Genomic DNA, 25,880 nt, shown 5'->3' on the forward strand with positions numbered 1-25,880 from the left:
TAATGACACACCGCCTGATCAAAAACGGAGAATTACACCTTTACGGCACAGTCGGCGGTGACTGGACTTGGGACGAGGATGGCATCGTTTCCACCGGTTTCACTGACGAGCAAGTGATTGAAGCGCTCGCGGATTTGTCCGGCGATATCGTGGTGCGCCTCAACTCGGGAGGTGGGATCGCGTTTCAGGGTATCGCGATCTACAACGCACTCAAGTCCCATGATGGCAAGGTTTCGGTTTTCGTGGACGCACTCGCCGCATCGGCGGCCTCGCTGATCGCCATGGCCGGAGATCATGTCGTTATGCGACCTGGCGCAATGATGATGATCCACAATCCCGGCACCATCACGATTGGCACTTCCGAGGATCACCGCAAGGCCGCACTCACGCTGGACCAGATAGCCTCCTCTGCGGCAGAAATCTACGCCAGCCGTTCCGGCCGCTCGATGCGCGAAATTCTCCGGATGATGGCGGACGAAACATGGATGCGCGGCTCTGTCGCGCGGTCCCTCGGTTTCGCGGAGGAAGCCGAGGAAAGCGGGGAGGAAATGGCGGCTCCCGCCTTCAAATACTCCCTGTTCAAGAATGCCCCCGCGAACCTGTTCGCACACCGCGCCGTGGCGGCTCCCGGCAATCTCGACATATTGGCAACCACTACAAAGGAGCCTGTCATGAGCACGCCCACCAGCGTCAAAGAAACGACGCAGGATATTTTCTCCCGTTGCCGCGCGGCAAAGCTGACTATGGAAGAAACCGAAAAAGTGATGATGGATGCCAATGGCGACGGCAATAAAGCCCGCGACATCATTATCAACATGCTGGCGGATAAAGACCCGCCGATGACCCTTAGCTACGTTCATGACAGGGATTATTGGACGACCGCCGGCCTTAACGAAGGCCGTCAGATCGTCGACGCCCTTGCGGCGCGGCTTGGCGCTTCCATCGATGGCGGAGGCGATAATCCTTACATGAGTTGCTCGATGCTGGAAATCGGCCGGCGCTACTACGCCGCGCAGGGGCAGCGGGTGTCAAACATGAGTGATGCCGCCTTGGCAGAGCGCATGACGACATTATCCGCCTCTCGGGGATCTGGTTACGCCAAGATGGCGGCAGGCATGCATACGACATCAGATTTCCCCAGCCTGTTGCTGGCAGCTGGACAGCGGTATCTGTTGGAACGGTACAATAGTACACCGTCGCCGCTGAAGGCTCTTTCCACCAGACGGAGCGTTGCCGACTTCCGGCCGCAGACATTCATCCGCCCCGGTGAAGCGCCGAAGCTTGAAAAAGTCACTGAGATGGGCGAGATCACCTATGGTACGACGAGTGAAGACAGTAACGGCCTCCAAATCTCGACATACGCCAAACTGTTCGCCATGTCTCGAAACGCGATCATCAACGATAATTTGGGCGCGTTCACCGACTTCATGCGGGCCTTCTCTGATTCGGCTCATGAAACTGAGGGCGATCTGTTCTACCAGATGCTGGCGGCTAACAATTTCGGCGGCGCGGTTATGTCGGATGGAAAATCGCTCTATCACGCGGATCATGGAAACCTTGCTACCGATTATGGCGAACCGTCCGTTTCTACGCTGAGTGATGCCCGCACCGCGATGCGTTTGCAAAAGAATGTCAACGGAACAGGGACGGCAGGTGTGGTCCCGACCGTCCTGCTGGTTGGCCCGAAACTGGAAACGGTAGCGGAAAAAATCGTTGCCCAGTTGACAGCGACGACCAGCGGCGATGTCAATCCGTTCTCCGGAAAACTCAGCGTTGCCGTGGAAAATCGTTATGACGGTGTCGGCTGGTGGCTGTTCGCAGATCCGGGACATCGCCCAGCATTCCAACATGGATATCTCGACGGCACAGAAGGTCCAACCCTCGCGTTCCGCGAGGGCTGGAACGTTCTGGGCGTTGAATTCCGTTGCCTTCTCGACTTTGGATGCGCGCCGTTCGACTTCCGCGCCACATACTTCAATAAGGGCACTGCCTGACGCAATCGTCGCTGGCAAAACCGGCGGCGAAAATATTCAGGGCGCGGCGATTACCTAGAGGCTGATGAGCTAGGCCGATAACGAAAAGCGAACCTCTCTGCCGCGCCCGGTGGTCATTACGGAGTCAAGGTTCGCAAGGCTCGCTTACCCCTTTTCAAACCACGAGGTTGCTTTGTGAAGTATCATCCTCCCTATGGATCAATCGATCCGAATGCATCCTACGTCGACAAAGACGTTCCGGGCGCGGTGCGAGGATCTGCGATCCCCGCGAAAGCGGTCGAGGTTCCGCAGCGTGAAATCGTGAACGTCATCAGCAAGACAGGAAAAGAGCCGGCTGATGGAAATCAACTTGCCTCCGCTATTCAATCGGGAAAGCTGAACTTCAGCGCCATTGGCGGGGCGGCAAACGCGCTGACGATGACCCTCCCCGAAGCTCCCGCGTCCTGGTCTGACCTGATCGGAACGCCTCTTCGCGGCACCATCACCACCACGAACACCGGAGCATGTACGCTCAACGTCAACGGACTCGGCGCGAAGTCCATCAAGATCGATAACGGTAGCGATCCGCTCGGAGGGGACCTCAAAACAGGGGCGGTTGTTGTGTTCGTCTATGACGGCACCAATGTTCAGGTCACATTTGCATCAGCCATGCTGACGGAGCGCCTGAATAAAGGCAGCACCATCGTATCCTATGGCGCGGCCGGTTCGTTCTCATGGAATCCACCCGCAAACGTGCGCTCGGTCTTTGTCCGCGTGTGGGGCGGTGGCGCCGGGGGTGGTGGCAATCAGAATACCGGTGCAGGCGGCGGCGGCGGTGGTGGTGGTTACGCTGAAGGTTATGTGGCGGTAACCCCCGGAACTCCTGTTACCGTTGTCGTTGGCGCTGGTGGCGCGGGCGGCCTCAATTCGACTGCCCAGAATGGTGTTGCAGGTGGAAGTTCTTCATTCGGTCCATCGGTATCTGCTTCAGGTGGTACTGGTGGTGCGGGTGCGCTTAATGGGACGCAGGGGGCCAGTGGCGGCGGCGGGACGGGTGTCGGGGGGCAGCGGCAGGCTATGGGCGGTCAAGGTTCGTCCGGGTCTTGGGTGTTTAATGCCTCATATGGCATTGGCGGAAGCGGTGGCGCCGCCGCGGCAGGTGGTGGCCCTGGTGGCGGTATTTCCTCGGGCCTACCTGCTTCGGGACAAGCGCCCGGTGGCGGAGGTGGCGGCGGAGCTATGAATTTCTCCGGCGGCGCAGGTGCCGCCGGCCTGGTGACCATCGAATATTTCGCGGGATGAGGATCGCAAAATGGCAAATCGGAAAGTCCGGGCAGAGCTTGAAATTGAAGGCAAGGACAAGACAAGTCCTGCCTTCCGGTCCGTCGCCACCCGTATGGGGCAGATCGAGCGGCAAATGTCCCGCTTCAACAAGACGGCGGCAGGGTTCGAAAGGACCATCCGCGCTGGCAGCCGCAACAGTCTACGCGACGAAGGCCGCCGCAAACTTCGAGGAATCGCTGTTCAACATCCAGAAAAAGAGCGGCGCAACCACGGAACAGATGGCCAAGCTCCGCGAAGAAATCTTAGGCCTATCGAAGGAAATGCCTGTCAGCATGTCGGAGATCGCCAGCGCCTTCGAACGCGGCGCAGCGGCAGGCGTTCCACTCGACGAATTGCGCGAATTCTCGAAACTCTCCGCAGGTGTGGCGGATGCATGGGACACGACAGCGGAAAATGTCGGCAACACCTTCGCCGGGTTTGTCGCCGGCATGGGAATGCAGCGCAAAGACCTTCAGGCCTTCGCCTCGCTGATCAACGACCTTGCCGATAGCGGCATTGCCGACGAAACGGGCATCGCAGATTTCATCGACCGCGCCGGCGCCAGCCTGAAAAACTTCGGCATGACGCCGGAAGAAATTGCCGCATATGGAGCGGCGCTGCTGAACCTGAAGATGCCCGCAGAGGTTGGCGCGCGGGCGATGGACAGCCTTACCGGCAAACTGCTGGCACCGGAAAACCTTTAGCCGAAAGCCCGAACGGCGCTGACGACCATCGTCGGCGATCTCGGGAAATTCGAGAAGCTGTCCGGCAATAACAAGCTGATATTCTTCCTTCAGCAGGTCGAAAAGCTTTCGAACCAGCGCCGCGCCAGTCTCCTCGGCGGCCTGCTGGGTGAAGGCTTCAACGACGAGATCATGCGCCTGGTAGCAGGTTCTGATGAGTTGCGCCGCAATCTCGCGATGGCGCAACAGCACGTTTCGAACCCTTCCAATTCGATTGTGGCGGTTCAGACGAAGAAGCTGGAGCTTTTCAATTCGCAGCTCACCATCCTGCAGAACAATCTGCGCGGGATCGCAACTGCATCTGGAGAAACATTCGTGTTGCCCTGGCTGACGGAAGCCATGAAACAGGTCAATGAGGCGATATCGGATCTCGACAAGCGCCGGGCTGCTGTCAAAGGCCAGAGTATGGAAGAGGTCGAGCAGAACGGCCAGAAATTCCTTGCCGATTATCGCCGCGACAATCCCGGCGCGTCCTTCGGCTCCTACCAGAAGGCATACAAGGAAGCGCTGAAGCTCGTGGGCGAAGGCAAGCTTGCCGATGTACATGAATACAACATCCAGCGCCGCGAGGATAAAACCTATCGCGAGCGCGTTGTGGGCGCGAAAGACCAATATGCGCTCTATGGGAAGGGTCGCGCAGGCGTCAACAATGTGCCTGAGTTTCCCGGTGGTGGCACCGGCCTGCCGCCGATCCCGAAGCCGCGCCCAAGCATGGCCCCGGAGCGCTTCCGCGTCATGCGTGAGAACTATGACGTCTATAATGGAGGCCGCGCCGCCATGAACTCGGTTGGCGATGTTTCCGGTATGCTGTTGAGCGACAAGGTTTCCCGCGCCCTCGCTGACAGCAATCGGATGATCGAGGAAAGCATTTCCGGCGCAGCGGCCAATCTGGGTGACGGCGGCCGGGAAGCTGGCGGCGCGATCAAGGAAGCCGGCGACGGTCTTGTGAGTGGCCTTCTCGGCGCGATCCGGCAACTGAGCGACGTTGCGAACAGGCTTCAGAACATCAAGGTGAATGCGACTGTCATCGGCGCGCAGGGCGGAAAAGGAATGGTCAACGCCGACACGGGCCGAACCTTCCCGCCGGACATCAGTAAGCCGAGTGGCGGCGGCTGGTAGCGGATAGGAGTGAGGCTATGAACTACACAAAAGGTGAAACCCGCGCCCTCGATGTCATCCGCGCCCACATCCGCGAGAACCGGCGATGCGAGCTTTCTCACATCGAAGTGGCGCAGCTGGCTGGCGTCGGCAAATCAACGGCGCGCACTGCGGTCATGAAGGCGGAGAAGGCAGGCGATTTGCTGGTGCGGCGACGACCTGGTGACGGGCTTTCAAATGTGCTGCGGTTGCCGCAAGTGGACAAATTGACCACTTGAGCACAGATCACAGGGATGGGCGGGAGTAATCGATGCCCGCCTCATCAAAATTATCCTTTCCATCCGGAGCAAGCCCACTTGGATCACCTGGTCTCGCCAAACTATGAGTTTCTGCCGGGAAAATCGTCACGACAAGGGTTTTTAGGTCCATCTGTACGATAGCATTCTGTTTTCGTGCAGCTCGAATGATGCGAGCGATATCGGCCTCTAAGAAGGATGCGCGCGCCATTAGCTGAGATCCTCTTTCATTTTGGCCAGCCGCAATCTCGCGGCGCTCTGAGCTGTAAGACCTCGGTCACTCTCAGACTTGGTTCCGGTGTCATCCTTTACTGGAAGACGGCATCTGTCGATCATCCGTTTAATGCCGTTCCGAGTGACAAAGTCCTTGTTCGCTATCCGGATGATTTCGAGATTGCCGCGTGATGCTTCTAATCTCAAAGCTGATTTGCTCAGCCGGCCGCCGAAGAATAATTCGCAAGCCTCATTAAGGGTTACAAGATCATCGTCGCCAACTTCAACCATCGTTTTCCCTACTCAGCGTCTCCACGTTTATAATTTTGACGGCCTACAGGTTCGCGAGCCTGGTCCATGTTTGTATCCGCGATAGTAATTAATTCTCGCGCCAGCTCCGAAATGTGGGGGGGCACGTTTTTCTCTTCTGAAATCACTTGCTTACAAAACGATTTGAAAATGCTCGTAAAGCTGTTCTTTGTTTTGACATGAGACTGAGCAATAGAGCGCCATTCATCTGACCGTCTGTTAGCGTCCTTGATTTCCTGCTCTTGCTCACTGATTAAAACATGCACGTTCTTGACGTCCGCCTGAGTTAACATAGCCAGCTCAATCAACGCGACGATTTCGCTGTTCATTGATCGACCGTTTTCTTCGGCTCTCCGTTTTAACAGTTCGCGCATCCCGTCCGGTAATCGCAACGGAAACTGATCAGATCCACGCCCTACTTTTTGCTCTGCCACGTCGAAATCCCCATTTTGAGTATATCACTGTAATTTATTTTGTTGACAGTCAATAAAATCACCGTAATTTACATCACGGTGATTTAAATGGAGTCGACGAAATGAAGACTGGCCGCGAGAGCGACAAATTTCCCTTACGCCTGCCTGATGGCATGCGTGATCAAATCCGGTGTGAAGCTGACCGCAATAACCGGTCGATGAATGCTGAGATCGTTTTCCAATTAAGCCGCGCATATGCGCAATCGGAAATGCAAAAAGCCCACGCTCCGGCCTGAGAACCAGCGTGGGCTTTTTCTAACCTTAGGAAAGGTCATTCAATGCGTATGAAGATTAATCAGAAAATTGCCGGCGGCGCAAGTGCTTCCGAACGCTTCTATGAAATCGCCTTAGAGAGTGATTTCCTCAGTGACGACGCGTCCAAAATCGTCACCTCGACGGAGATCCTGCAAAACTCAATCGAGGCGATGTTTCGCGACAGCGACGCTTTGAGGTTTCTCAAAGATGATCGGTTTGCCGGATATCATCTGATCTCTGCTGATGAGCGGCGATATGTGACGTATCAAGTTGACGATACTTTTGAGCGCAGCCGTGCCCTTGAGAAACTTGCGAGCGACCTTTCATCGGCGCTTTTCGATCTGCGTAACCAGATGAGAAAGGCTGGCATGTTGTCAGCTGCGCCCGAACCTTCCGGCCTCGACGCCGCGATAGACGCTTGGCGCGCCGCATTCGACGCGTGGAAGGCCACAGACAAAGGCGACGGTAGCGACCTCGCATGCGACACCCCGGAGGCGCTGTGCGAACAGCGGGCGCTGCTGGCGCTTTCCATACACCCCTGCGCCACCATGGATGAGGTTCGCCGCAAGGCCGATCTGTTCCAGAGCGATCAATACCTGAACGGCATGGCCGAAGATTTCACATTCGATTTGCTGCGCTCGTTCGCAGAGGCGGGCGGCGCGTGAATGTTGCGAGCCTGCCCCGCCCCTGACGTTCCGCTGCGCCTGGCTGAAGCCGCCAAATGGGCTTTCCCTGACGGATCGATAACCGAAAACAGCCTGCGCCGGGAAATCCGGCGCGGCAACCTCGCCCGCGAAATCATCGCCGGGAAAATCTACGTCACGCTGAACGACATTGCAGACATGAGGGCAAGATGCCGCGAAAATCCAAGGGGCCACGCCTCTACCTGCGCCGCCGTAAGGGCAGGCCGTCAATCTGGGTCATCCTCGACAGCGGACAGCCTGAAATCAGCACTGGCGTCGGCGAACTCGATCGCGGAGGGGCTGAAAAAGCCCTTGCAGACTACCTAGCCGCCAAACACAAACCGGAATGGCGCACCGGCGATCCACACGAAGTCTCCATCGCTGACGTGCTGGCATATTACGGAACTGAGAAGGCCGTAAACCACGCCCATCCCGAACTTGTAGGCTATCACATGACACCGCTCCTCGAATTCTTCGGGGAGCATATGTGCGACTGGCTGGATGCCTCATCCTGCCGCCAGTATGTGGCGGGCCGCGAGGCTGGCAGGATCGGCCGGCGCAAGGTGCAGCCCGCGACGGCGCGGCGGGAGCTGGAAACGCTTCAGGCAGCGCTGCGCTTCTGCCGGAAAGAGAAAAAGCTTTCGGTCGATATCGACCTGACGTTTCCTGAGAAGGCCGAGGCGCGAACGCGCTGGCTGACGCGGTCAGAGGCCGCCGCATTGATCGGCGGCGCTCTCGGCTTCACTGCCACCGCCTGCGACGTGAAAACCCGCCGCCCGGTCAAATGGGGGCGAATGTTCCGCCCTTCCTATCACGTCGCCCGCTTCATCCTGATCGGCCTCTACACGGCCACCAGACATGAAGCCATTCTTGCCATGCGCTGGAAGGCGAACACAAAGGGCGGCTGGTTCGATCTCGCCGGCGGCGTCATGTATCGGCGCGGCCAAGGCCAGAAGGAAACCAACAAGCGCCGCCCCGCTGTTCCCATCGCGGAAAACCTCGCACCTCACCTTGAGCGGTGGCGGCGTATCACAGTGAACGGCGCTGTCGAGTATCACGGGCGATTGATCCAGAAAGAGCGCAAGGGCTTCGAGCGGGCGCGTGTTCTGGCCGGTCTCGATGACGATGTTACGCCCCACGTCCTCAAGCACACATACATCACCTGGGCGATGCAACGCGGCATTCCAATCTGGGAAGTCGCGGGCTTCACCGGCACGTCAGAGAAAACAATCCGTGACGTGTATGGACATCATCACCCCGACGCCATGCCGAACGCCAAGAGGCGATTTCGTGGGCACAGTTTGGGCAAACGATAGGAAAGGAAATGCGGGTTATGTCGTCAACCTCGCAAACGCCTGATAAATCAGGTAATCGGATGGTGGGCGTGACAGGGATTGAACCTGTGACCCCTACGATGTCAACGTAGTGCTCTCCCGCTGAGCTACACGCCCTCCGTGGCGGCGGATAGACCACAAAACCGGTTCATGCGTCAACTGCTTTTTTTCGGTTTTGTGAAGGTTTTTTGAGAGGCCTTACGCCACAAGGAGTTTGTTGACCTCATCCACCAGATCGCGCAGATGGAACGGCTTGGAAAGCACCTTGGCATCCTTCGGAGCCTTCGAATCGGCATTCAGCGCAACGGCTGCAAAGCCGGTAATGAACATGACTTTCAGGTCCGGGTCGAGTTCGGTCGCGCGCCGCGCAAGCTCGATGCCGTCCATTTCGGGCATGACAATATCGGTCAGCAGAAGCGAAAAGGGCTCTTCGCGAAGCCGGTCATAGGCGCTGGCGCCATTGTCGAAGGAAGAAACCTTGTAACCGGCTTTTTCCAGCGCCTTCACGAGGAAGCGGCGCATATCGTTGTCGTCTTCAGCGAGAAGAATTTTCTGATTCATCATAAGTGACCGTAACTACTCAATGTTTGGAATACCCTAGCCCGATTATAGGATTTTCACGGTAAATATCCTGTGAACGCGTGAATCGGTATAGCGCTGATTGGGCGATAGTATGGACTTGCCGCGCCGTAACTGGCAACATGAACATCCTGATAGTTTTGCGACATGGTAAATGACCCTGAATGGACTGGATAACGGGTGAATATGAGCTGTTCGAAGTAACGGAACCTGCCGTTCAAACCCTGCCATTCGTCTATAATTCCCCCCATAGCGGCCGCTGCTACCCGATTTCCTTCCTGGAATCGGCAAGGCTCGATTCGCACGAGATCCGCCGCTCCGAAGATCACTTCGTCGACGAGTTGTTTGCGGCAGCACCGGAGATCGGCGCGCCGCTTCTCAAAGCGAATTTCCCGCGCGCCTATCTGGACGTCAATCGCGAGCCCTACGAACTCGATCCCCGCATGTTCGAAGGCACGCTTCCGCCTTATGCCAATATCGGCTCCATGCGGGTCGCCGGCGGTCTGGGAACGGTGCCGCGCATTGTCGCCGAGAATATGGATATCTATGCCCACCGCCTGCCGGTCGACGAGGCGCTTTCGCGGATCGAGACGATCTACAAGCCCTATCATGCCTGCCTGCGCCGCCTGCTGTCTCGCACCCACGCCAATTTCGGAATGGCGGTGCTGATCGATTGCCATTCCATGCCGGGCAATATCCGCGTTGCCGGCTCGAATCTCAGGCCGGATGTAATCATCGGCGATCGCTACGGCACCAGCGCATCCCAGGAAGTCTCCCGCGCCGCGCTGCATTTTCTTGAGGAACTGGGTTTCGTCGCGGTCTGCAACAAACCCTATGCCGGCGGCTTCATCACCGAACATTATGGCCGACCCATCCGCTCTCTCCATGCGCTGCAGATCGAGGTCAACCGGGCGCTTTACGTGGACGAAAAGACGCTTTTGAAAAAAGCCGACTTTCACGCCATTCAGGCGTCGCTTGAAATCTTCATGCGCCAGCTTGGCGCCTTCGTTTCCGAATACGCGATAGAAACGTCGCTCGCTGCCGAATAGCAGCTCGAATCATCCGCTATTTCAATCTTTTATCCCGAATCGTCTGGCAGCCCGCCGGACAAAAAAAACCGCGCCTTGGCGCGGTCAAGTCTAGGGAGGAAACACCCAAGGAGGGTATTTACAGTCAAAGACTGTAGGATCACGCTACGCAGTAATTGCACAATTGTCAATCATTTTATTTTATGCATATTTTTTAGGCTTATGCTGAAAATATGGAAACACCGGCGCCTTCATTCGTATGAGTGGACGGCGGATGCGATTCCGGTCTATGCATTGCCCCATAGAATTCAGACCCAATATTCAGGCAATGAGGTTCGCATGCTGCCCGACCGGGATTTCTTCTTCAAACTTGCCGATGCCGCCAGCGCTGAAACGCTTCCCCGCTTCCGCACGGGCATTGCCGTCGCCAACAAGCAGGATGGCGGCTACGATCCGGTGACGGAAGGCGATCAGGCAGCGGAAACAGCCATTCGCGCCCTGATCGAGGCCCGTTTTCCGCAGCATGGCATTCTGGGCGAAGAACACGGCAATATCGGTCTCGACCGCGAGCATATCTGGGTGATCGACCCGATCGATGGCACCCGCGCCTTCATTTCCGGCGTGCCGGTCTGGGGCACGCTGATCGGCTTCCAGTCGGCCGGCCGCGCCACCATGGGCATCATGGACCAGCCCTTCACCAAAGAGCGTTATTTCGCCGATGGCGAGGCGGCGTGGTATTTCGGACCGGATGGCGAGCGGAAAATCCGCACGCGCGACTGTGCTTCGCTATCGGACGCCGTGCTGTTCACCACGAGCCCCCACATCTTCACCGCGGAGGAAAAGACCCTGTACGAAAAAGTGCAGGATCAGGTTCGCCTTTTCCGCTACGGCGTGGATTGTTACGCCTATTGCCTGCTTGCGGCCGGCCACGTCGATCTGGTGATCGAATCCGGCCTGAAGCCCTATGATGTCGGCGCGTTGATCCCTGTCATCGAGCAGGCCGGCGGCATCATGACGACCTGGGATGGCGGGCGTCCGGAAAATGGCGGCCGCATTCTCGCAGCCGGCTCAAAGGCGGTGCACGAACAGGCGCTCGCCATTCTCTCAAAACTCTGAGGCAGCCCGCTTAAGCGACCATCACTCCGGCGCGAAAAAGGCGTCGATGGCCGCCAGCGCCTGTTTGCGGAAAACGTCGCGCTCATGCAGCAATTCGTGGCGCGCACCGGTGATCGGAAGAAGCTGCGCTGCCCGGAAATTGCGTGAGAGTTCTTCCTGCGCCTTATAGGGCGTGATGGTATCCAGCATCGGCGCCAGAATAAGGGTCGGAATGGTGATATTCGTCAGATGGTCCTGACGGACCACCCGTCCCATGGTCTTCAGCGCCTCATAGACCCAGCGCGCCGTCGGCGCACCGATGAAAAGTTCCGGAAATTGCCTGTGCAGCGAAAGATTTCTTTTAAAACGTCTGGCGTCCGAGGTGAGCGGATTACCGTCGAAATCCCGCTCCCGCTGATCCTTGCCGAGCTGAACCCGTCCAAGACCAACGAGACTTAGAACCGTCGCCACCGCCCGAATGACGGATGAGGGGACGGATTGTTGGCTGTCCAGCTCGATGAAGGGCGAACAAAGCGCCAGACGGTCGATCCGGTTCGACAGGCCGGGCGCGGCGGCAAGCGCTGCAAGCGCGCCGGTGGAATGCGCGATCATGAAGAATGGCAGCCGCGTATCCGGCAACACCACCTGTTCGAGAAAAAGGCTGATATCACGCTGGTAGTCGGAGAACCGCCGCACATGCCCGGCACCCGGTTTTTTCAGCAATCTTTCGGAACCGCCCTGCCCGCGCGTATCGAAGGTCGCAACCCAGAAACCCATGGCGGTGAGATCGCGGACCGTTTCGAAATATTTCTCGATACATTCGTTCCTGCCATGCAGCAGAACCACGGTTCCGCGAGCCACCTGGCGGCTGGCGCGAAAGATCGCATAGCGAAGCTGTTTGCCGCGATCGCCGGTAAAATATCCGACGGTATGGTTGCCGGGAACCGGGTTGTCTTCGCTCTCGCGCAATGTGGCTTCGATCATCGGTCTTTTCCGGCTTTTCTGCCTTTTCGGGATAGGTCGGCGGCGCGGGAAGGTCAAAGAAAAAATTGCCGGAACCGTCGGTTAAAGCAGTCGCGGTTCCGGCGAATAAGACAGAAGAAGAAGGGACGTTATTGCTTCTGTCCACGGAGAATGTCTCCGATGACCGATGTTTTATGGCTCTCAAACTGAACGATGCCGGAACCTGACGTTCAGCCATGGTTCATGTTGCTTTCGCCTTTTCACGCCCCCTTGACGCAGCCGCAGGCCATTCCCATCTCATTCATGCGGTCGCCAGAACGGGACCGCGCCACATGTCCGGCCGTCGCCAGAACGGGACGCCGGGCTTAACCGCAAACAGTCGCTTCTTAAGGAGGACACCATGCGTCACGTTGATTTTTCCCCCCTCTATCGTTCCACCGTCGGCTTCGACCGTCTTTTCTCGATGCTTGATGGCCTCGGCCAGCCCGAGCAGGCCCAGTCCTATCCGCCCTACAATATCGAGCGGACCGGCGAGAACACTTATCGCATCACCATGGCCGTTGCCGGTTTCGACGAAACTGAACTCAGCATCGAATCCCGCGCCAATGCGCTGACCGTGAAAGCCGAGAAATCCGCGGATGAAAAATCCACGGAAGGCGAGTTTCTCTATCGCGGTATCGCCACGCGCGCTTTCGAACGCCGCTTCCAGCTTGCCGACCATGTCGAGGTCCAGACCGCTTCCCTGAAGAACGGCCTGCTCCACATCGATCTCGTCCGCAATATTCCGGAAGCCATGAAACCGCGCCGCATTGCGATCTCGTCCGACAGCGCCGATGCGCCGAAGACCATCGAAGCCCAGATTTCCCCGGCTCAGGTCAATTAAGCTTTCCTTACATGCAAAACGAACGGCCCCTTCATGGGGCCGTTTTATTTGCGGAGAACCCTCGCGTCAGCGGCTGGAAGCGGCCGCGCCTTCCGCGCCTGCCGGTTCCGGCATCGCCGCTTTTTCATGGGCCTTGCGCGCGTAACGCTGGGCCAGAACCGCGCAGACCATCAACTGAATCTGGTGGAAAAGCATGATCGGAAGGACGATTGCGCCGATGCTCTGGCCGGCGAAGATGGCGCCTGCCATGGGCACGCCACTGGCGAGGCTCTTTTTCGAGCCGCAGAAGGTGATGGTGATTTCATCGGCCTTGTCGAAACCCAGCAAACGGCTGCCGAACATCGTCACGCACAGGACAAGCGCCAGCAGCAGGATATTGATGACGATGACCACGCCGATATCCCTGAGCGAAAATGTGTGCCAGATGCCTTCGATAACCGCATCGGAAAAAGCCAGATAAACGACCATCAGGATGGAACCGCGATCAACCGGAGCCAGCAATTTCTTGCGCGCCCTGATCCAGTCGCCGATCCACGGCTGCAGCACCTGACCGACGATGAAGGGCAGAAGCAGCTGCAGGAAGATTTGCAGGAACGCATCCAGCGAAAATCCACCGCCATGCCCCCCCACCGTAAACAGCAGGCCGACCAGCAGCGGGGTCAGGAACATGCCGAAAATATTCGAAGCGGAGGCCGAACAGATCGCAGCCGGCACGTTTCCGCCCGCCATGGAGGTGAAGGCAATGGAGGACTGCACGGTGGATGGCAGGACGCAGAGGAACAACACGCCCATATAAAGCGGCGCAGGCAGAATATTCTCGGGAATGAAGCCGATTGCCACGCCAAGCAGCGGGAACAGGCCGAAGGTGACGAGAAGGATCGCCAGATGCAGGCGCCAGTGCAGGATACCGGCAATCACCACATCCCGGGAAAGCCGCGCGCCGTGGAGGAAGAACAGCAACGCTATCGCGAGTTTTGTCGCCAGCCCGAAATACTCCGCCGGCTCACCGCTGATCGGCAACATGGAGGCCAAAATGACGGTGGCCACCAGCATCATGGTGAAGCGATCAGGTAGGAAGCGGGTCATGGGAGATCTTTCCGGCGTCGGTTTTGCTTGAAACGCGCGCTACTATCGCTCATCATGAATTCCGATGCAAAGATTAACAGTTATCGTGATTCAGGATAATGCTGAACCTTCAACATCTTGCGAGCTTCGTGATGCTTCAGCAGACCGGCAGCTTCACGCTGGCGGCCGAACGGCTGGGGATTGGCCAGTCCACTGTCAGCCAGCATATTCAAAGGCTTGAAGCCGCACTTGGCCGCCGGCTGATCGCCCGCAGCACCCATCAGGTAAAACTGACGGGTGAAGGTGAGGCGCTGCTGGGTTATGCCCGCAATATGCTTGAAATCGACAGCAAGGTGTCGTCGCTGTTCAGCGAGAACCGTCTGCGCGGGCGGTTGAGGCTTGGCGTTTCGGAAGATTTCGTCGCCAGCCGGCTGACCGCCATTCTGGAAGAGTTCATCCGCCTTTACCCCCTCGTAGATCTGGAACTGACGGTTTCACTGAGCGGCGTGCTTTACCAGATGCAGGATAATGGCGAACTGGATGTCGTGCTCGCCAAACGCCGGCTCGGCGACAAGCTCGGCCACTTTCTCTACCGCGAACCGCTCGTATGGCTGGCGCGCGACCCGGAGCGGATGCTGAACCAGCCGGATGCCCTGCCGTTGATTGCCTTTCCGCCGCCGAGCATTACCCGGAAGGCGGCGCAGGAGGCGCTCGACCGGGCCGGTCTCGCCTGGCGGATCGTCTGCACCTGCGGCAGTCTCAGCGGGCTGACCGCCGCAGCAAGGGCGGGCATGGGAATTCTGGTGCAGCCGCGCAGCATGGCGCCGGCAGGCCTGAAGGAGATTGCCGCAGGCGTGCTACCGCCGCTGGAGGACGTGGAATTCGTGCTTCAACCGAGCAAGGGTGCGGATGCGAAGCTGGTGCGCGCCCTTTCCGATCTCGTTTCCAGCAAGAGCATCGCACCCGGCAGTTTCGTATAGCCTGTTCAATTCTCCCGTCGCGACAGGCAGCGGCCGACGCTGTCGCGCCAGCCCACAATGGCGTCTTTCCGTTCGGCTTCTTCCATTGCGGGGCTGAAACGGCGGTCACGCCGCCAATGTTCAGCAAAGGCCTTGCGATCCGGCCAGATGCCGGCGCGCGAGGCGGCAAGCCAGGCTGCCCCGAGAATGGTCGTTTCCAGGAAGACCGGCCGGTCGACCGGCGCCGCGAGAATATCCGCCAGCCGCTGCATGGTCCAATCGGAAGCGACCATACCGCCATCGACCCGGAGCACCGTCTTGCCATTGTCACCCGCCCAGTCCTTGCGCATCGCGTCCAGCAGGTCGAAGGTCTGATAGGCGACGCTTTCCAGCGCCGCGCGGGCGAATTCCGCCGGACCGGTGCTACGCGTCAGCCCGAAAATCGCACCACGCGCCTCCGCGTCCCAATAGGGCGCGCCAAGGCCGGTGAAGGCCGGAACCAGATAGACACGCTGATTGGCGTCAGCCTTTTCCGCAAGCGCGCTGACCTCGGAAGCGACCGAGATGAAACCGAGCTCATCGCGCAGCCATTGCACGGCGGCACCGGCAATGAAAATGGAGCCTTCCAGCGCATAGGTGGTGACGCCGTCGAGACGGTAAGCGATGGTCGTCAGCAGCCGGTTGGTGGAGGCGACGCGATCCGTGCCGGTATTGAGCAGCGCAAAGCAGCCCGTGCCGTAGGTGGATTTCATCATGCCCGGCTCGAAGCAGGCATTGCCGATCACCGCTGCCTGCTGGTCGCCGGCGACGCCAAGGATCGGAATTTCCGCGCCCAGCAGCGATTTGTCGGTCACGCCGAAATCGGCGGCGCAATCCAGCACCTCCGGCAGCATGGCGCGGGGAATGTCGAGGATCGACAGGAGTTCATCGTCCCATGTATTTTCCTCGATATTGTAGATCAGCGTTCGCGAGGCATTGGTGGCGTCGGTCACATGGCGACGGCCGCCGGTGAGACGGTAGATCAGGAAACTATCGACCGTGCCAAAGCAGATCTCGCCCTTCACAGCTTTTTCGCGAAGGCCGCTGACACTATCGAGAAGCCATTTCAGCTTCGTGCCGGAAAAATAGGGATCGAGCAGCAGACCGGTCTTTTTCGAAAAAAGCGGCTCCAGCCCCCTTTTTTTTAAATCCTCGCAGACGGGAGCGGCGCGGCGATCCTGCCAGACCACGGCCCGATGCACGGCCTCGCCCGTGTTCCGGTCCCACAGCACCGTTGTTTCGCGCTGGTTGGTAATGCCGATCGCCTCGATATCGGAGGCGGCGATGCCGGCATCGGCAAGCGCCAGCCGGATGGTTTCGAGCACGCTTTTCCAGATATCCTCTGCATCGTGTTCGACCCAGCCGGAGGCCGGGAAATGTTGCGGAAATTCTCGCTGTCCGACACCGATGACCCGCATGTCGCGATCAAAGACCATCGACCGTGTCGATGTCGTTCCCTGATCGATCGCCAGAATATAACCGCCCATCATGCAACTCCCTTTCAGACGCAATGACCGGGGCGGCAAGCCGCCCCGGTTTCAGATTTTACGCAGACATTACTTCTGCCAGCTTTTGACCAGTTCGTCGTAATTGACGGTGACCGGCTTTTCCTTTTCGTTGGCGATCTTCAGCTGCGGCGCCAGATTGCCCTTCGAAACGGCATCCTTGTTCCAGTATTCGATATCGTGCTCTTCCGCCAGTTTCGGGCCGATATCGCCCTGCACGCCGGCGCGTTCCAGACGGCTCATGACCTTTTCCTGCTCGGCGCAGAGAGAGTCCATCGCGGCCTGCGCGGTTTTCGCACCCGACGAAGCATCGCCGATCGCCTGCCACCAAAGCTGCGCCAGCTTCGGATAATCCGGAACGTTGGTGCCGGTCGGCGACCACTGCACGCGGGCCGGCGAACGATAGAACTCGATGAGACCGCCGAGTTTGGACGCCCGATCCGTGAAGCTCTTGTGGTGGATGGTGGTGTCGCGAATGAAGGTCAGGCCCACATGGCTCTTCTTCACATCCACGGTCTTGGAGGTCACGAACTGCGCGTAGAGCCAGGCGGCCTTGGCGCGGTCGTCGGGGGTGGATTTCATCAGCGTCCACGAACCCACATCCTGATAACCGAGCTTCATGCCGTCCTTCCAGTAGACGCCGTGCGGCGAAGGTGCGACGCGCCATTTCGGCGAACCGTCCTCGTTCACGACAGGCAGGCCGGGCTTGGCCATATCGGCGGTAAACGCCGTGTACCAGAAGATCTGCTGGGCGATATTGCCCTGCGCCGGCACCGGACCGGATTCGGAGAAGGTCATGCCCTGCGCTTCCGGCGGCGCATATTTCTTCAGCCATTCGAGATATTTCTCGATGGAATAGACCGAAGCCGGACCGTTGGTGTCGCCGCCGCGCGCCACGCAGGAGCCGACCGGCTGCGACTTGTCATTGACCTTGATGCCCCATTCATCGACCGGCAGGCCGTTCGGCAGGCCCTTGTCGCCGTTGCCGGCCATGGAAAGCCAGGCATCGGTGAAGCGCCAGCCGAGCGACGGGTCCTTCTTGCCGTAGTCCATATGGCCGAAGACTTTTTTACCGCCGACATCGCGGCCGGTGAAGAATTCGGCAATATCCTCATAGGCCGACCAATTGACCGGCACGCCGAGGTCATAACCATATTTGGCCTTGAAATCGGCCTTGTTCTTTTCGTTGTTGAACCAGTCGTAACGGAACCAGTAGAGGTTCGCGAATTGCTGGTCGGGAAGCTGGTAGAGCTTCTTGTCCGGCGCCGTCGTAAAGGCGCTGCCGATGAAGTCCTTGAGGTCGAGGCCGGGATTGGTGACATCCTTGCCTTCATTGGCCATGAAGTCGGTCAGGTTGCGCACCTGTTGGTATCGCCAATGCGTGCCGATGAGGTCGCTGTCGTTGACCCAGCCGTCATAAAGGTTCTGGCCGGTCTGCATCTGGGTCTGGATTTTTTCGACAACGTCACCTTCCTGGATCAGGTCGTGCGTGACCTTGATGCCGGTAATGGCGGTGAAGGCCGGAGCCAGAACCTTGGATTCATATTCATGGGTCGTCAGAGATTCGGAAACGACCTTGATTTCCATGCCCGCGAAGGGTTTCGCGGCATCGACAAACCATTGCAGCTCCTTTTCCTGATCGCCACGCGAAAGCGACGAAAGATCGCCGATTTCCTTGTCCAGAAACTGCTTTGCTTCCTCCATTCCGGCGAAAGCGGAACCCGTCATTGCCAGCAGCATGGCCGCCGTCGTCGTCATCAGATGCCGTCGCATATCAGTCCTCCCAGGGGTTTGCGATTGCATGAAGTCTGCGGGTGCGGTTTTCCTCCGCCGCACCGTTTTCCTGCTCTAGACAAAACGGAAAACGCCGATGGCGTAAACCAAGGATAGAGCGAGAGCCCACCACAGGTTCGGGCCGACCAGCCCGAGCCATGCGAGATGAATGAAGGCGCTGCCGAGCAGCGAGATGAACAGCCTGTCGCCGCGCGTGGTCTCGAAGCGCAAGAGGCCGAAGCGGGGATTGCCGCCGGGCGAGAGATATTCCCAGAACCACATGCCGACGAGCAGCAGCGCAATCGCGCCGAAAAAGGCCGCCGTCTGCCAAGTCCACGCCATCCAGGTAAAATCGGGCATCTTCGTCATGGTCAAACCCTCCCGAGCGCAAAGCCCTTGGCGATGTAATTGCGCACGAACCAGATCACCAGCGCGCCGGGGATCAGTGTCAGCACGCCGGCGGCGGCAAGCAGGCCCCAGTCCATGCCGGCGGCAGAGACGGTGCGCGTCATGGTCGCAGCAATCGGCTTGGCGTCCGTCGTCGTCAGCGTGCGGGCGATCAGAAGCTCGACCCACGAGAACATGAAGCTGAAGAAGCAGGCGACACCGATGCCGGAAGCGATGAGCGGCATGAAAATCTTCACGAAGAATTTCGGGAAGGAATAGCCGTCAATATAGGCGGTCTCGTCGATTTCCTTCGGCACGCCGGACATGAAGCCTTCAAGAATCCACACCGCCAGCGGCACGTTAAACAGGCAATGCGCCAGCGCCACGGCGATATGCGTGTCGATCAGCCCGAAAGCCGAATAAAGCTGGAAGAAGGGCAGCGCGAAGACGGCCGGCGGGGCCATGCGGTTGGTCAAAAGCCAGAAGAACAGATGCTTGTCGCCCAGAAAACGATAGCGCGAGAAGGCGTAAGCCGCCGGCAGCGCCACCGCGACCGAGATCACCATGTTCATGACGACATAGATGATCGAATTGATATAGCCCGAATACCAGGATGAATCCGTGAAGATCGTCCGATAGTTCTGCAACGTCGGCTGATGCGGATAAAGCGTCATGGAAGACACGATTTCCGTGTTCGTCTTGAAGCTCATATTGACGAGCCAATAGATCGGAACGAGCAGCAGCAGGATATAGATCGTCGGCACCAACCAGGAAAAACGCGACGGCCCATGGTGGCGACGCCGCGCATTGACGGCAAGGCCGGATCGTCCCGTCGCAGTGGCTCTCACCGGCGAACTGCCGATGCCGTTGCGCTCCACGCTTGTGGTGACATTCGAGGCGCTCATGTCTCAAGTCTCCGCGTCGTGGCTGGTCATGACGGTGTAGAACACCCAGGACAGCAGCAGGATGATGAGGAAATAGATCAGCGACATGGCCGCCGCCGGCCCGAGGTCGAACTGGCCGAGCGCCATCTTCACGAGATCGATGGACAGGAAGGTGGTGGAATTGCCCGGGCCGCCGCCGGTGACGACGAAAGGCTCGGTATAGATCATGAAACTGTCCATGAAACGCAGCAGGAAAGCAATCAGCAGCACCCGCTTCATCTTCGGCAGCTGGATGTAACGGAACACCGCAAAACGCGACGCGCCATCGATCCTGGCTGCCTGATAATAGGCATCCGGAATGGAGACGAGGCTGGCATAGCACAAAAGCACGACAAGGCTCGTCCAGTGCCAGACATCCATGATGACGACGGTGATCCACGCATCGACCGGATCGTTGACATAGTTGTAATCGAGCCCGAGCTGATTGGCGTAATAACCGAGCAGGCCGATATCGCTGCGACCGAAAACCTGCCAGATGGTGCCGACGACATTCCACGGCACCAGCAGCGGTAGCGCCATGGTGACGAGGCAGATCGGCACGCCGATGCCGGATTTCGGCATCTTGAGCGCGATGAAGATGCCGAGCGGAATTTCAATCGCCAGAATGATGCCGGAGAACAACAGGTTGCGCCCCAGCGCATCCCAGAAACGGTCCGAGGCCAGAATTTCCTCAAACCATTGCGTTCCCGCCCAGAAGAACTGGTTATTGCCGAACGTATCCTGCACCGAATAATTCACGACGGTCATCAGCGGAATGACGGCGGAAAAGGCGACCAGCACCAGCACCGGCAGCACCATGAACCATGCCTTGTTGTTCCAGCTCTTTTCCATGGTCAGGCCCCCATCTTTACACGCCACGAGTCGGCGAAGACGCCGATGGCGGCCGGATCGAAGCGAACACCCGCTTCCGCCGGGATTTCCTCGTCTTCGGCAACGACGATCGCGAGTTTCTGGCCGGCGAACCGGGCGCGCACGATCTTCTGCCGGCCGATATCCTCGACCTTGTCGACAGTGATGGGCATGCCGCCCCGTTCCAGCCGGACGAATTCCGGGCGGATGCCGATCTCGATGCGTTGCGCTCCGTCAACCTTTGGCGCACCGGCCAGCGGCACACCAAGCCCGCCGACCATTGCGGTCGCGCCGTCGATACTGGCGGGCAGCACATTCATGCCCGGCGAGCCGATGAAATAACCGACGAAGGTATGTCCCGGCCGTTCGAAAAGCTCAGCCGGCGTGCCGATCTGGACGATCTGACCGTCATACATGACCACAACCTTGTCGGCGAAGGTCAGCGCTTCGGTCTGGTCATGGGTGACATAAACCATGGTGAAACCGGACTGCCGGTGCAGCCGTTTCAGCTGCGAGCGCAGCACCCATTTCATATGCGGGTCGATCACCGTCAGCGGCTCGTCGAAGAGGATGGCGTTGACATCGGACCGCACCAGCCCGCGCGCCAGCGAAATCTTCTGTTTCTGATCCGCCGTCAAACCACGCGCATGGCGTTTGGCCATGCCGGAAAGATCGGTCATTTCGAGGATTTCCCGCACCCGGCGGTCGACCTCGGCTTCCGGCACATGCCGGTTGCGCAACGGAAAGGCCAGATTGTCGTAGACCGTCATCGTGTCGTAGACGACCGGGAACTGGAATACCTGCGCAATATTGCGGTCTTCCGTGGCGAAATCCGTCACGTCCGTTCCATCAAAGGCGATGCGGCCTTCGGAGGGGCGCAGCAGCCCGGAAATGATATTGAGCAGCGTGGTCTTGCCGCAACCGGAAGGGCCGAGCAGCGCATAGGCGCCGCCGTCCTCCCATTCGTGATGGACTTCCTTCAGCGCATAGTCGCCGGCAGCCTGCGCCTTTGCGTTATAGGCGTGTCGGATGTGATCGAGCGTGATGCGTGCCATGACCGATCTCCCTCAAGCCGCTTCGCCGATGGCGCGGCCATTCGCGTCAAAGGCCATCAGGTGTTTTGTATCGAGAAACAGCTCTATGTCCCTGTCCGGCTCGATATCGTGAATGCCATGCGCGAGCATGACCCAGCGCCGACCCGAAAACTCCACATGCACGAAGCTTTCCGATCCGGCGATTTCCGAAATCAGCGTCCGCGCCCGGATCGACTGGCGGGCCTCGCCCTTCGCCTGCGGGAAAAGATGATGCGGCTGGAAAGCGATGGTCAAAGGTCCATCCGGCACGGCGGCAAGATGCGCCGGCACCGCAATCACCGCCTGGTCGGCACGGGTAAATGCAGCGCCCGCCTTGACGACCTCGATGGTGTTGAGCGGCGGATCTGCAAAAATTTCCGCGGTGACGATATCCACCGGACGCCGGTAAACCTCGATGGTGCGGCTGAACTGCGTTACCCTGCCCTCGTTGAGCGTTGCGGTATTGCCGCCCAAAAGCAGAGCCTCGGAAGGTTCGGTGGTGGCATAAACGAAGATGGCGCCGGATTCGGCGAAAATGCGCGGCAGTTCCTCGCGCAACTCTTCGCGCAGCTTGTAATCGAGATTGGCCAGCGGCTCATCGAGCAGCACCAGATTGGCGTTCTTGACGATGGCGCGGGCAAGTGCCGTTCGCTGCTGCTGACCGCCGGAAAGATTGAGCGGCGTGCGGTCGAGATAAGGCGTCAGCTTCAGAAGCTCGGCGGCTTTCCTCACTTCCCTGTCGATGGTTGCCTGGTCCTTGCCGGCAACGCGCATGGGCGAGGCGATGTTTTCGTAAACGCTGAGCGCCGGATAGTTGATGAACTGCTGATAGACCATGGCGACGTTGCGCTTCTGCACCGGCCATCCCGTCACATCTTCGCCATTGAAAAAGATCGAGCCGGCGCTCGGCTTGTCCAGCCCCGCCATCAGCCGCATCAGCGTCGTCTTGCCCGAAAGTGTCGGTCCAAGCAGGACGTTCAGGCTTCCGCGCTGCAACGTCAGATCGGTCGGGTGAATATGATATTCACCGCCAACCATCTTCGAGACGTTTCGCAATTCAAGCATGGTGATCCAAAGCCTCCTCCGCTTTTATCCGGATCGTCAGATTGCCCTTAAGCGCCCACCTGCAATGTCTTCGACATAATCCTCCAGCCCACGCACCTCTTCCGGGGTAAAAAAGAGCCCCTGCTTGGTGCGGCGCCACAGAATATCCTCGGCCGTCAGCGCCCATTCCCGCGCCATCAGCCAGCGAACCTCAGCCTCGTAGAGCGTACCGCCGAAATACCGCCCGAGCGCCGCCGCCTCTGTGGCATTGCCGATCAGGACTGCCGCATCCGTTCCGTAGCAGCGCACAAGCCGCTCCGCATGACGCTCTTCAAGAAAGGGGTAACGCGACCGCAGCGCCGAAACTTCCGCGGTGTAGGCCTCGGCGCCGAAATTTCCACCCGGCAAATGTGAGCCCGCCGTCCATGGCGCACCCTTTTCACCCAGCGCATCGCCGATTTTTTCAAGAGCATGTTCGGCAAGCCGCCGATAGGTGGTGAGCTTGCCGCCGAAAATATTGAGAAGCGGCGCTTCGCCTTCCGCCCCTTCGGTTTTCAGCACATAATCGCGGGTCGCTTCCTGCGCTTTCGATGCCCCGTCATCGAACAGCGGGCGCACGCCGGAATAGGTCCAGACGATATCCGCCGGCTCTACCGGTTCAGCGAAATATTCGCTGGCCGCATTGCAAAGATAGCTGATCTCCTCGTCGCTGATCTTAACAGCCCGGGGGTCGGCGGTATAGTCGCGATCCGTCGTGCCGATCAGCGTAAAGTCCTGTTCATAGGGAATGGCGAAGATGATCCGCCCGTCCGGATTCTGGAAAAAATAGGCACGCGGATCGGAAAATTTCTTGCGCACGATAATGTGGCTGCCCTGCACCAGGCGGACATTATGGACATTGTTTTTACCGAATGCCGAGGACAGCACCTTGTCCACCCAGGGACCCGCGGCATTCACCAGCATGCGCGCCCGATAGGTCTTGGCCTCTCCGGCCGCATTTTTCGTTTCGACCCGCCAGAAGGCGCCTTCGCGCCGGGCCGAAACCACCTGCGTGCGGTTGAGGACGAGCGCACCGCGATTGGCCGCATCGCGGGCATTCAGCACCACCAGACGGGCATCGTCCACCCAGCCATCCGAATATTCGAAGGCGCGGGCAAAAATCGGTTTCAAAGGTTTCCCGGCGCGATCGCGGCGCAGATCGAGCGAGCGGGTCGCGGGCAGAAGCTTGCGGCCGCCGAGATGGTCGTAGAGAAATAGCCCGAGACGCACGAGCCAGGCCGGGCGCACCCCGCCCTTCTGGAACGGCAGTACGAAGCGCATGGGCCAGATGATGTGCGGCGCCATGGCCCACAGCACCTCACGTTCCATCAGCGCTTCGCGCACCAGACGAAACTCGTAATGTTCGAGATAACGCAAACCGCCATGGATAAGCTTGGTGGCGGCAGACGAGGTGCCGGAGGCGAAATCGTTCATTTCCGCAAGCGCGACGGAATAGCCCCTGCCGACGGCGTCACGCGCGATGCCGCAGCCATTGATACCGCCGCCGATCACGAAAATATCGTGGATTGCCTCGTCAGACATGAATCCTCCCGCGCTTTCATCGACGCTCTCCTCATCGATATACTGAAAGCACGGACATCTAATTCGAAGACAAAACGAATGTCAAACGAAATTCACGGGCCGTCCCGATCAGGACTCGACCATCTCGGTTTCGATCAACCGGACGTCATGATCGGCACAGATGGACCGGATCGAATCCACCGGACAATGATCGGTGATGAAAGTATGCACCTGGGAAAGATGGCCGATACGAACCGGAGCCGTGCGCTCGAATTTGAGCGAATCCGACACCAGAATGACATGGCGCGCATTGGAGATGATTGCCTGCGCGACCTTGACCTCACGAAAGTCGAAATCCAGCAAAGCACCATCTTCATCGATGGCAGAAACGCCGATGACAGCGAAATCCACCTTGAACTGGCGGATGAAATCCACCGCCGCCTCGCCGACGATACCGCCATCGGAACCGCGCACGACACCGCCGGCAATCACCACCTCGATACCGGGGAAAACCCTCAACCTGTTGGCAACATTGATGTTGTTGGTAATGACCATCAACTCGTGATGATCCGCCAGCGCTTCACCCACGGCTTCGGTCGTCGTGCCGATATTGATGAAGAGTGATGAGTTGTTGGGGATGAGGGCGGCAGCGGCAGCGCCGATCGCCTGCTTTTCGGAAGAGGCTATCGCCCGACGCGCCTCGTATTTGACGTTTTCATTGCCGCTTGGAAAAAGCGCGCCGCCGTGGATGCGGGTCAGAACCCGCGTATCGCAGAGATCGTTCAGATCCTTGCGGATCGTCTGGGGAGTGACGGAGAACCGTGCCGCCAGCTCGTCGACCAGCACCCGCCCGTTCGCTTTCGCCAGCGCAACGATTTCATCCTGACGCGGTGTGAGCAGCATTTCACCCTCCCTCCTCTTTCAATTTTTTCGTTTTATTGAAGAGCGAACGAAAAACCAATGTCAAGGGACGGTTTTCAGCCATGGCACGCGGCGGCCGGTGTGAACCGGCCGGCGAAAGATAGCGCGCTTGTCGTCGCACCCTGTCCACGCGCGCTGCGTTCAACGTTTACCCCATCCGCTCGGAAGCATAACTTCCCGGGCTTGGCGGGAAGACGACGGTGCGGTTGCCGTTGATGAAGGTGCGGTGGTGGATATGGGCGTGGATGGCACGGGCCAGCACCTGGCTTTCCACATCGCGGCCGAGCGAGACATAATCGTCGGCCGATTGCGCGTGGGTGATGCGCACCGTGTCCTGCTCGATGATCGGGCCCTCGTCGAGATCGGCGGTGACGTAATGGGCCGTGGCGCCGATCAGCTTCACGCCGCGCTCATAGGCCTGCTTGTAGGGGTTGGCGCCCTTGAAGGAGGGCAGGAAGGAATGGTGGATGTTGATGATTTTGCCCGACATCTTCCGGCACATATCGTCGGACA

At 58.7% G+C, this 25,880-nt stretch carries 26 protein-coding genes, 1 tRNA gene and 1 pseudogene; 11 read left to right on the plus strand and 17 right to left on the minus strand.

All coding sequences use genetic code 11. The annotated features are described in order from the left end of the window. Positions 1-2 precede the first annotated feature (2 nt). The 4 genes and pseudogenes from I3J13_RS09060 to I3J13_RS09080 all read left to right on the plus strand — a co-directional run bounded on the left by I3J13_RS09060 (position 3) and on the right by I3J13_RS09080 (position 5,415). Entirely contained in the window at positions 3-1,994 is a 1,992-nt protein-coding gene (locus I3J13_RS09060; RefSeq protein WP_196378609.1) for a head maturation protease, ClpP-related, read from the plus strand. 174 nt (positions 1,995-2,168) lie between these two features. Further along, a complete protein-coding gene (locus tag I3J13_RS09065) occupies positions 2,169-3,275 on the plus strand; it encodes a glycine-rich domain-containing protein (protein ID WP_196378610.1) in 1,107 nt (368 codons plus the stop codon). A gap of 44 nt (positions 3,276-3,319) precedes the next feature. Beyond that, positions 3,320-5,158, plus strand: a pseudogene (locus I3J13_RS25730) (phage tail tape measure protein). Between the two features lie 17 nt (positions 5,159-5,175). Beyond that, complete coding sequence (locus I3J13_RS09080) at positions 5,176-5,415, plus strand: hypothetical protein (protein ID WP_196378612.1); 240 nt, start codon at positions 5,176-5,178, stop codon at positions 5,413-5,415. 7 nt (positions 5,416-5,422) lie between these two features. On the opposite strand, the gene I3J13_RS09085 is transcribed toward I3J13_RS09080, so the two are convergent. From I3J13_RS09085 to I3J13_RS09095, 3 genes are read right to left on the minus strand one after another with little or no spacing between them, the layout of a single operon-like run. Beyond that, positions 5,423-5,644 carry a hypothetical protein gene (locus I3J13_RS09085; protein WP_196378613.1) on the minus strand — a complete coding sequence of 74 codons (222 nt, stop codon included), beginning with the start codon at positions 5,642-5,644 and terminating at the stop codon, positions 5,423-5,425. Next, positions 5,644-5,937 carry a hypothetical protein gene (locus I3J13_RS09090; RefSeq protein ID WP_196378614.1) on the minus strand — a complete coding sequence of 98 codons (294 nt, stop codon included), beginning with the start codon at positions 5,935-5,937 and terminating at the stop codon, positions 5,644-5,646. Before I3J13_RS09090 ends, I3J13_RS09085 begins: the two co-directional genes overlap by 1 nt. Positions 5,938-5,945: 8 nt before the next feature. After that, positions 5,946-6,389 (minus strand): Arc family DNA-binding protein, encoded by a 444-nt coding sequence (locus tag I3J13_RS09095; RefSeq protein WP_206696140.1) that lies wholly within the window; start codon positions 6,387-6,389, stop codon positions 5,946-5,948. A 101-nt stretch (positions 6,390-6,490) separates the two neighbouring features. Between I3J13_RS09095 and I3J13_RS09100 the strand changes: the two genes are divergently transcribed. From I3J13_RS09100 to I3J13_RS09110, 3 genes are all read left to right on the plus strand, one after another. Further along, on the plus strand, positions 6,491-6,664 hold the full coding sequence (locus I3J13_RS09100) for an Arc family DNA-binding protein (RefSeq protein WP_196378615.1): 174 nt from the start codon (positions 6,491-6,493) through the stop codon (positions 6,662-6,664). Between the two features lie 42 nt (positions 6,665-6,706). After that, positions 6,707-7,348, plus strand: coding sequence for a hypothetical protein (locus I3J13_RS09105; RefSeq protein WP_196378616.1), 642 nt, complete (start codon positions 6,707-6,709; stop codon positions 7,346-7,348). A gap of 188 nt (positions 7,349-7,536) precedes the next feature. After that, the gene (locus I3J13_RS09110; protein WP_196378617.1) at positions 7,537-8,682 is read left to right on the plus strand and encodes a tyrosine-type recombinase/integrase; all 1,146 of its coding nucleotides are present in this window, start codon (positions 7,537-7,539) and stop codon (positions 8,680-8,682) included. 60 nt (positions 8,683-8,742) lie between these two features. Here the strand turns inward: I3J13_RS09110 and I3J13_RS09115 are convergent. Beyond that, a tRNA-Val gene (locus tag I3J13_RS09115) sits at positions 8,743-8,817 on the minus strand. 81 nt (positions 8,818-8,898) lie between these two features. Next, complete coding sequence (cpdR, locus tag I3J13_RS09120; protein WP_003497910.1) at positions 8,899-9,261, minus strand: cell cycle two-component system response regulator CpdR; 363 nt, start codon at positions 9,259-9,261, stop codon at positions 8,899-8,901. A gap of 182 nt (positions 9,262-9,443) precedes the next feature. Here cpdR and I3J13_RS09125 point away from each other — a divergent pair, with 182 nt between their 5' ends. Together I3J13_RS09125 and hisN are read left to right on the plus strand one after the other, a co-directional pair. After that, on the plus strand, positions 9,444-10,328 hold the full coding sequence (locus I3J13_RS09125) for an N-formylglutamate amidohydrolase (protein WP_196378618.1): 885 nt from the start codon (positions 9,444-9,446) through the stop codon (positions 10,326-10,328). Between the two features lie 318 nt (positions 10,329-10,646). Next, positions 10,647-11,423, plus strand: coding sequence for a histidinol-phosphatase (gene hisN / locus I3J13_RS09130; protein ID WP_196378619.1), 777 nt, complete (start codon positions 10,647-10,649; stop codon positions 11,421-11,423). 21 nt (positions 11,424-11,444) lie between these two features. On the opposite strand, the gene I3J13_RS09135 is transcribed toward hisN, so the two are convergent. Then, on the minus strand, positions 11,445-12,386 hold the full coding sequence (locus I3J13_RS09135; protein WP_196378620.1) for an alpha/beta fold hydrolase: 942 nt from the start codon (positions 12,384-12,386) through the stop codon (positions 11,445-11,447). A 379-nt stretch (positions 12,387-12,765) separates the two neighbouring features. On the opposite strand from I3J13_RS09135, the gene hspL reads away from it, so the two are divergent. Continuing rightward, positions 12,766-13,248, plus strand: a complete 483-nt coding sequence (gene hspL / locus I3J13_RS09140; RefSeq protein ID WP_065117174.1) for a heat shock protein HspL — start codon at positions 12,766-12,768, stop codon at positions 13,246-13,248. A 66-nt stretch (positions 13,249-13,314) separates the two neighbouring features. Here the strand turns inward: hspL and I3J13_RS09145 are convergent, their stop codons facing one another. Continuing rightward, a complete protein-coding gene (locus tag I3J13_RS09145) occupies positions 13,315-14,334 on the minus strand; it encodes a bile acid:sodium symporter family protein (protein ID WP_196378621.1) in 1,020 nt (339 codons plus the stop codon). Positions 14,335-14,432: 98 nt separating this feature from the next. On the opposite strand from I3J13_RS09145, the gene I3J13_RS09150 reads away from it, so the two are divergent. Continuing rightward, complete coding sequence (locus I3J13_RS09150) at positions 14,433-15,293, plus strand: LysR family transcriptional regulator (protein WP_003519733.1); 861 nt, start codon at positions 14,433-14,435, stop codon at positions 15,291-15,293. 5 nt (positions 15,294-15,298) lie between these two features. Here I3J13_RS09150 and glpK read toward each other — a convergent pair whose 3' ends face one another. The 10 genes from glpK to I3J13_RS09200 all read right to left on the minus strand — a co-directional run. Beyond that, positions 15,299-16,798, minus strand: a complete 1,500-nt coding sequence (gene glpK, locus I3J13_RS09155; RefSeq protein ID WP_196378622.1) for a glycerol kinase GlpK — start codon at positions 16,796-16,798, stop codon at positions 15,299-15,301. 69 nt (positions 16,799-16,867) lie between these two features. After that, on the minus strand, positions 16,868-18,589 hold the full coding sequence (locus tag I3J13_RS09160) for an ABC transporter substrate-binding protein (RefSeq protein ID WP_196378623.1): 1,722 nt from the start codon (positions 18,587-18,589) through the stop codon (positions 16,868-16,870). A 75-nt stretch (positions 18,590-18,664) separates the two neighbouring features. Next, positions 18,665-18,958: a DUF2160 domain-containing protein gene (locus I3J13_RS09165; protein WP_003519736.1), complete on the minus strand. Its 294-nt coding sequence runs from the start codon at positions 18,956-18,958 to the stop codon at positions 18,665-18,667. A gap of 2 nt (positions 18,959-18,960) precedes the next feature. After that, entirely contained in the window at positions 18,961-19,881 is a 921-nt protein-coding gene (locus tag I3J13_RS09170; RefSeq protein ID WP_035261093.1) for a carbohydrate ABC transporter permease, read from the minus strand. Between the two features lie 3 nt (positions 19,882-19,884). Continuing rightward, complete coding sequence (locus I3J13_RS09175) at positions 19,885-20,751, minus strand: carbohydrate ABC transporter permease (protein WP_003519739.1); 867 nt, start codon at positions 20,749-20,751, stop codon at positions 19,885-19,887. Positions 20,752-20,753: 2 nt separating this feature from the next. After that, on the minus strand, positions 20,754-21,824 hold the full coding sequence (locus I3J13_RS09180; RefSeq protein WP_059758107.1) for an ABC transporter ATP-binding protein: 1,071 nt from the start codon (positions 21,822-21,824) through the stop codon (positions 20,754-20,756). A 12-nt stretch (positions 21,825-21,836) separates the two neighbouring features. Next, a complete protein-coding gene (locus tag I3J13_RS09185; protein WP_196378624.1) occupies positions 21,837-22,907 on the minus strand; it encodes an ABC transporter ATP-binding protein in 1,071 nt (356 codons plus the stop codon). A gap of 36 nt (positions 22,908-22,943) precedes the next feature. Continuing rightward, positions 22,944-24,467, minus strand: coding sequence for a glycerol-3-phosphate dehydrogenase (gene glpD, locus I3J13_RS09190; protein ID WP_196378625.1), 1,524 nt, complete (start codon positions 24,465-24,467; stop codon positions 22,944-22,946). Positions 24,468-24,575: 108 nt separating this feature from the next. Then, positions 24,576-25,349 carry a DeoR/GlpR family DNA-binding transcription regulator gene (locus I3J13_RS09195; protein ID WP_020812079.1) on the minus strand — a complete coding sequence of 258 codons (774 nt, stop codon included), beginning with the start codon at positions 25,347-25,349 and terminating at the stop codon, positions 24,576-24,578. Positions 25,350-25,515: 166 nt separating this feature from the next. Further along, positions 25,516-25,880, minus strand: a 365-nt coding sequence (locus tag I3J13_RS09200; protein WP_268884130.1) for a formyltransferase family protein, incomplete at its 5' end; no start/stop codon positions are given.

The organism is Agrobacterium leguminum, assembly GCF_015704895.1.
Lineage (GTDB): Bacteria > Pseudomonadota > Alphaproteobacteria > Rhizobiales > Rhizobiaceae > Agrobacterium > Agrobacterium leguminum.

What these genes read in the sequence shown, in the direction of transcription:
- I3J13_RS09060 (WP_196378609.1), top strand. Translation starts at nt 3, where the DNA reads ATGACACACCGCCTGATCAAAAACGGAGAATTACACCTTTACGGCACA.
- I3J13_RS09080 (WP_196378612.1), top strand. Translation starts at nt 5,176, where the DNA reads ATGAACTACACAAAAGGTGAAACCCGCGCCCTCGATGTCATCCGCGCC.
- I3J13_RS09085 (WP_196378613.1), bottom strand. Translation starts at nt 5,644, where the DNA reads ATGGCGCGCGCATCCTTCTTAGAGGCCGATATCGCTCGCATCATTCGA.
- I3J13_RS09090 (WP_196378614.1), bottom strand. Translation starts at nt 5,937, where the DNA reads ATGGTTGAAGTTGGCGACGATGATCTTGTAACCCTTAATGAGGCTTGC.
- I3J13_RS09100 (WP_196378615.1), top strand. Translation starts at nt 6,491, where the DNA reads ATGAAGACTGGCCGCGAGAGCGACAAATTTCCCTTACGCCTGCCTGAT.
- I3J13_RS09105 (WP_196378616.1), top strand. Translation starts at nt 6,707, where the DNA reads ATGCGTATGAAGATTAATCAGAAAATTGCCGGCGGCGCAAGTGCTTCC.
- I3J13_RS09110 (WP_196378617.1), top strand. Translation starts at nt 7,537, where the DNA reads ATGCCGCGAAAATCCAAGGGGCCACGCCTCTACCTGCGCCGCCGTAAG.
- cpdR (WP_003497910.1), bottom strand. Translation starts at nt 9,261, where the DNA reads ATGAATCAGAAAATTCTTCTCGCTGAAGACGACAACGATATGCGCCGC.
- I3J13_RS09125 (WP_196378618.1), top strand. Translation starts at nt 9,444, where the DNA reads ATGGACTGGATAACGGGTGAATATGAGCTGTTCGAAGTAACGGAACCT.
- hisN (WP_196378619.1), top strand. Translation starts at nt 10,647, where the DNA reads ATGCTGCCCGACCGGGATTTCTTCTTCAAACTTGCCGATGCCGCCAGC.
- I3J13_RS09135 (WP_196378620.1), bottom strand. Translation starts at nt 12,386, where the DNA reads ATGATCGAAGCCACATTGCGCGAGAGCGAAGACAACCCGGTTCCCGGC.
- hspL (WP_065117174.1), top strand. Translation starts at nt 12,766, where the DNA reads ATGCGTCACGTTGATTTTTCCCCCCTCTATCGTTCCACCGTCGGCTTC.
- I3J13_RS09145 (WP_196378621.1), bottom strand. Translation starts at nt 14,334, where the DNA reads ATGACCCGCTTCCTACCTGATCGCTTCACCATGATGCTGGTGGCCACC.
- I3J13_RS09150 (WP_003519733.1), top strand. Translation starts at nt 14,433, where the DNA reads ATGCTGAACCTTCAACATCTTGCGAGCTTCGTGATGCTTCAGCAGACC.
- glpK (WP_196378622.1), bottom strand. Translation starts at nt 16,798, where the DNA reads ATGGGCGGTTATATTCTGGCGATCGATCAGGGAACGACATCGACACGG.
- I3J13_RS09160 (WP_196378623.1), bottom strand. Translation starts at nt 18,589, where the DNA reads ATGCGACGGCATCTGATGACGACGACGGCGGCCATGCTGCTGGCAATG.
- I3J13_RS09165 (WP_003519736.1), bottom strand. Translation starts at nt 18,958, where the DNA reads ATGACGAAGATGCCCGATTTTACCTGGATGGCGTGGACTTGGCAGACG.
- I3J13_RS09170 (WP_035261093.1), bottom strand. Translation starts at nt 19,881, where the DNA reads ATGAGCGCCTCGAATGTCACCACAAGCGTGGAGCGCAACGGCATCGGC.
- I3J13_RS09175 (WP_003519739.1), bottom strand. Translation starts at nt 20,751, where the DNA reads ATGGAAAAGAGCTGGAACAACAAGGCATGGTTCATGGTGCTGCCGGTG.
- I3J13_RS09180 (WP_059758107.1), bottom strand. Translation starts at nt 21,824, where the DNA reads ATGGCACGCATCACGCTCGATCACATCCGACACGCCTATAACGCAAAG.
- I3J13_RS09185 (WP_196378624.1), bottom strand. Translation starts at nt 22,907, where the DNA reads ATGCTTGAATTGCGAAACGTCTCGAAGATGGTTGGCGGTGAATATCAT.
- glpD (WP_196378625.1), bottom strand. Translation starts at nt 24,467, where the DNA reads ATGTCTGACGAGGCAATCCACGATATTTTCGTGATCGGCGGCGGTATC.
- I3J13_RS09195 (WP_020812079.1), bottom strand. Translation starts at nt 25,349, where the DNA reads ATGCTGCTCACACCGCGTCAGGATGAAATCGTTGCGCTGGCGAAAGCG.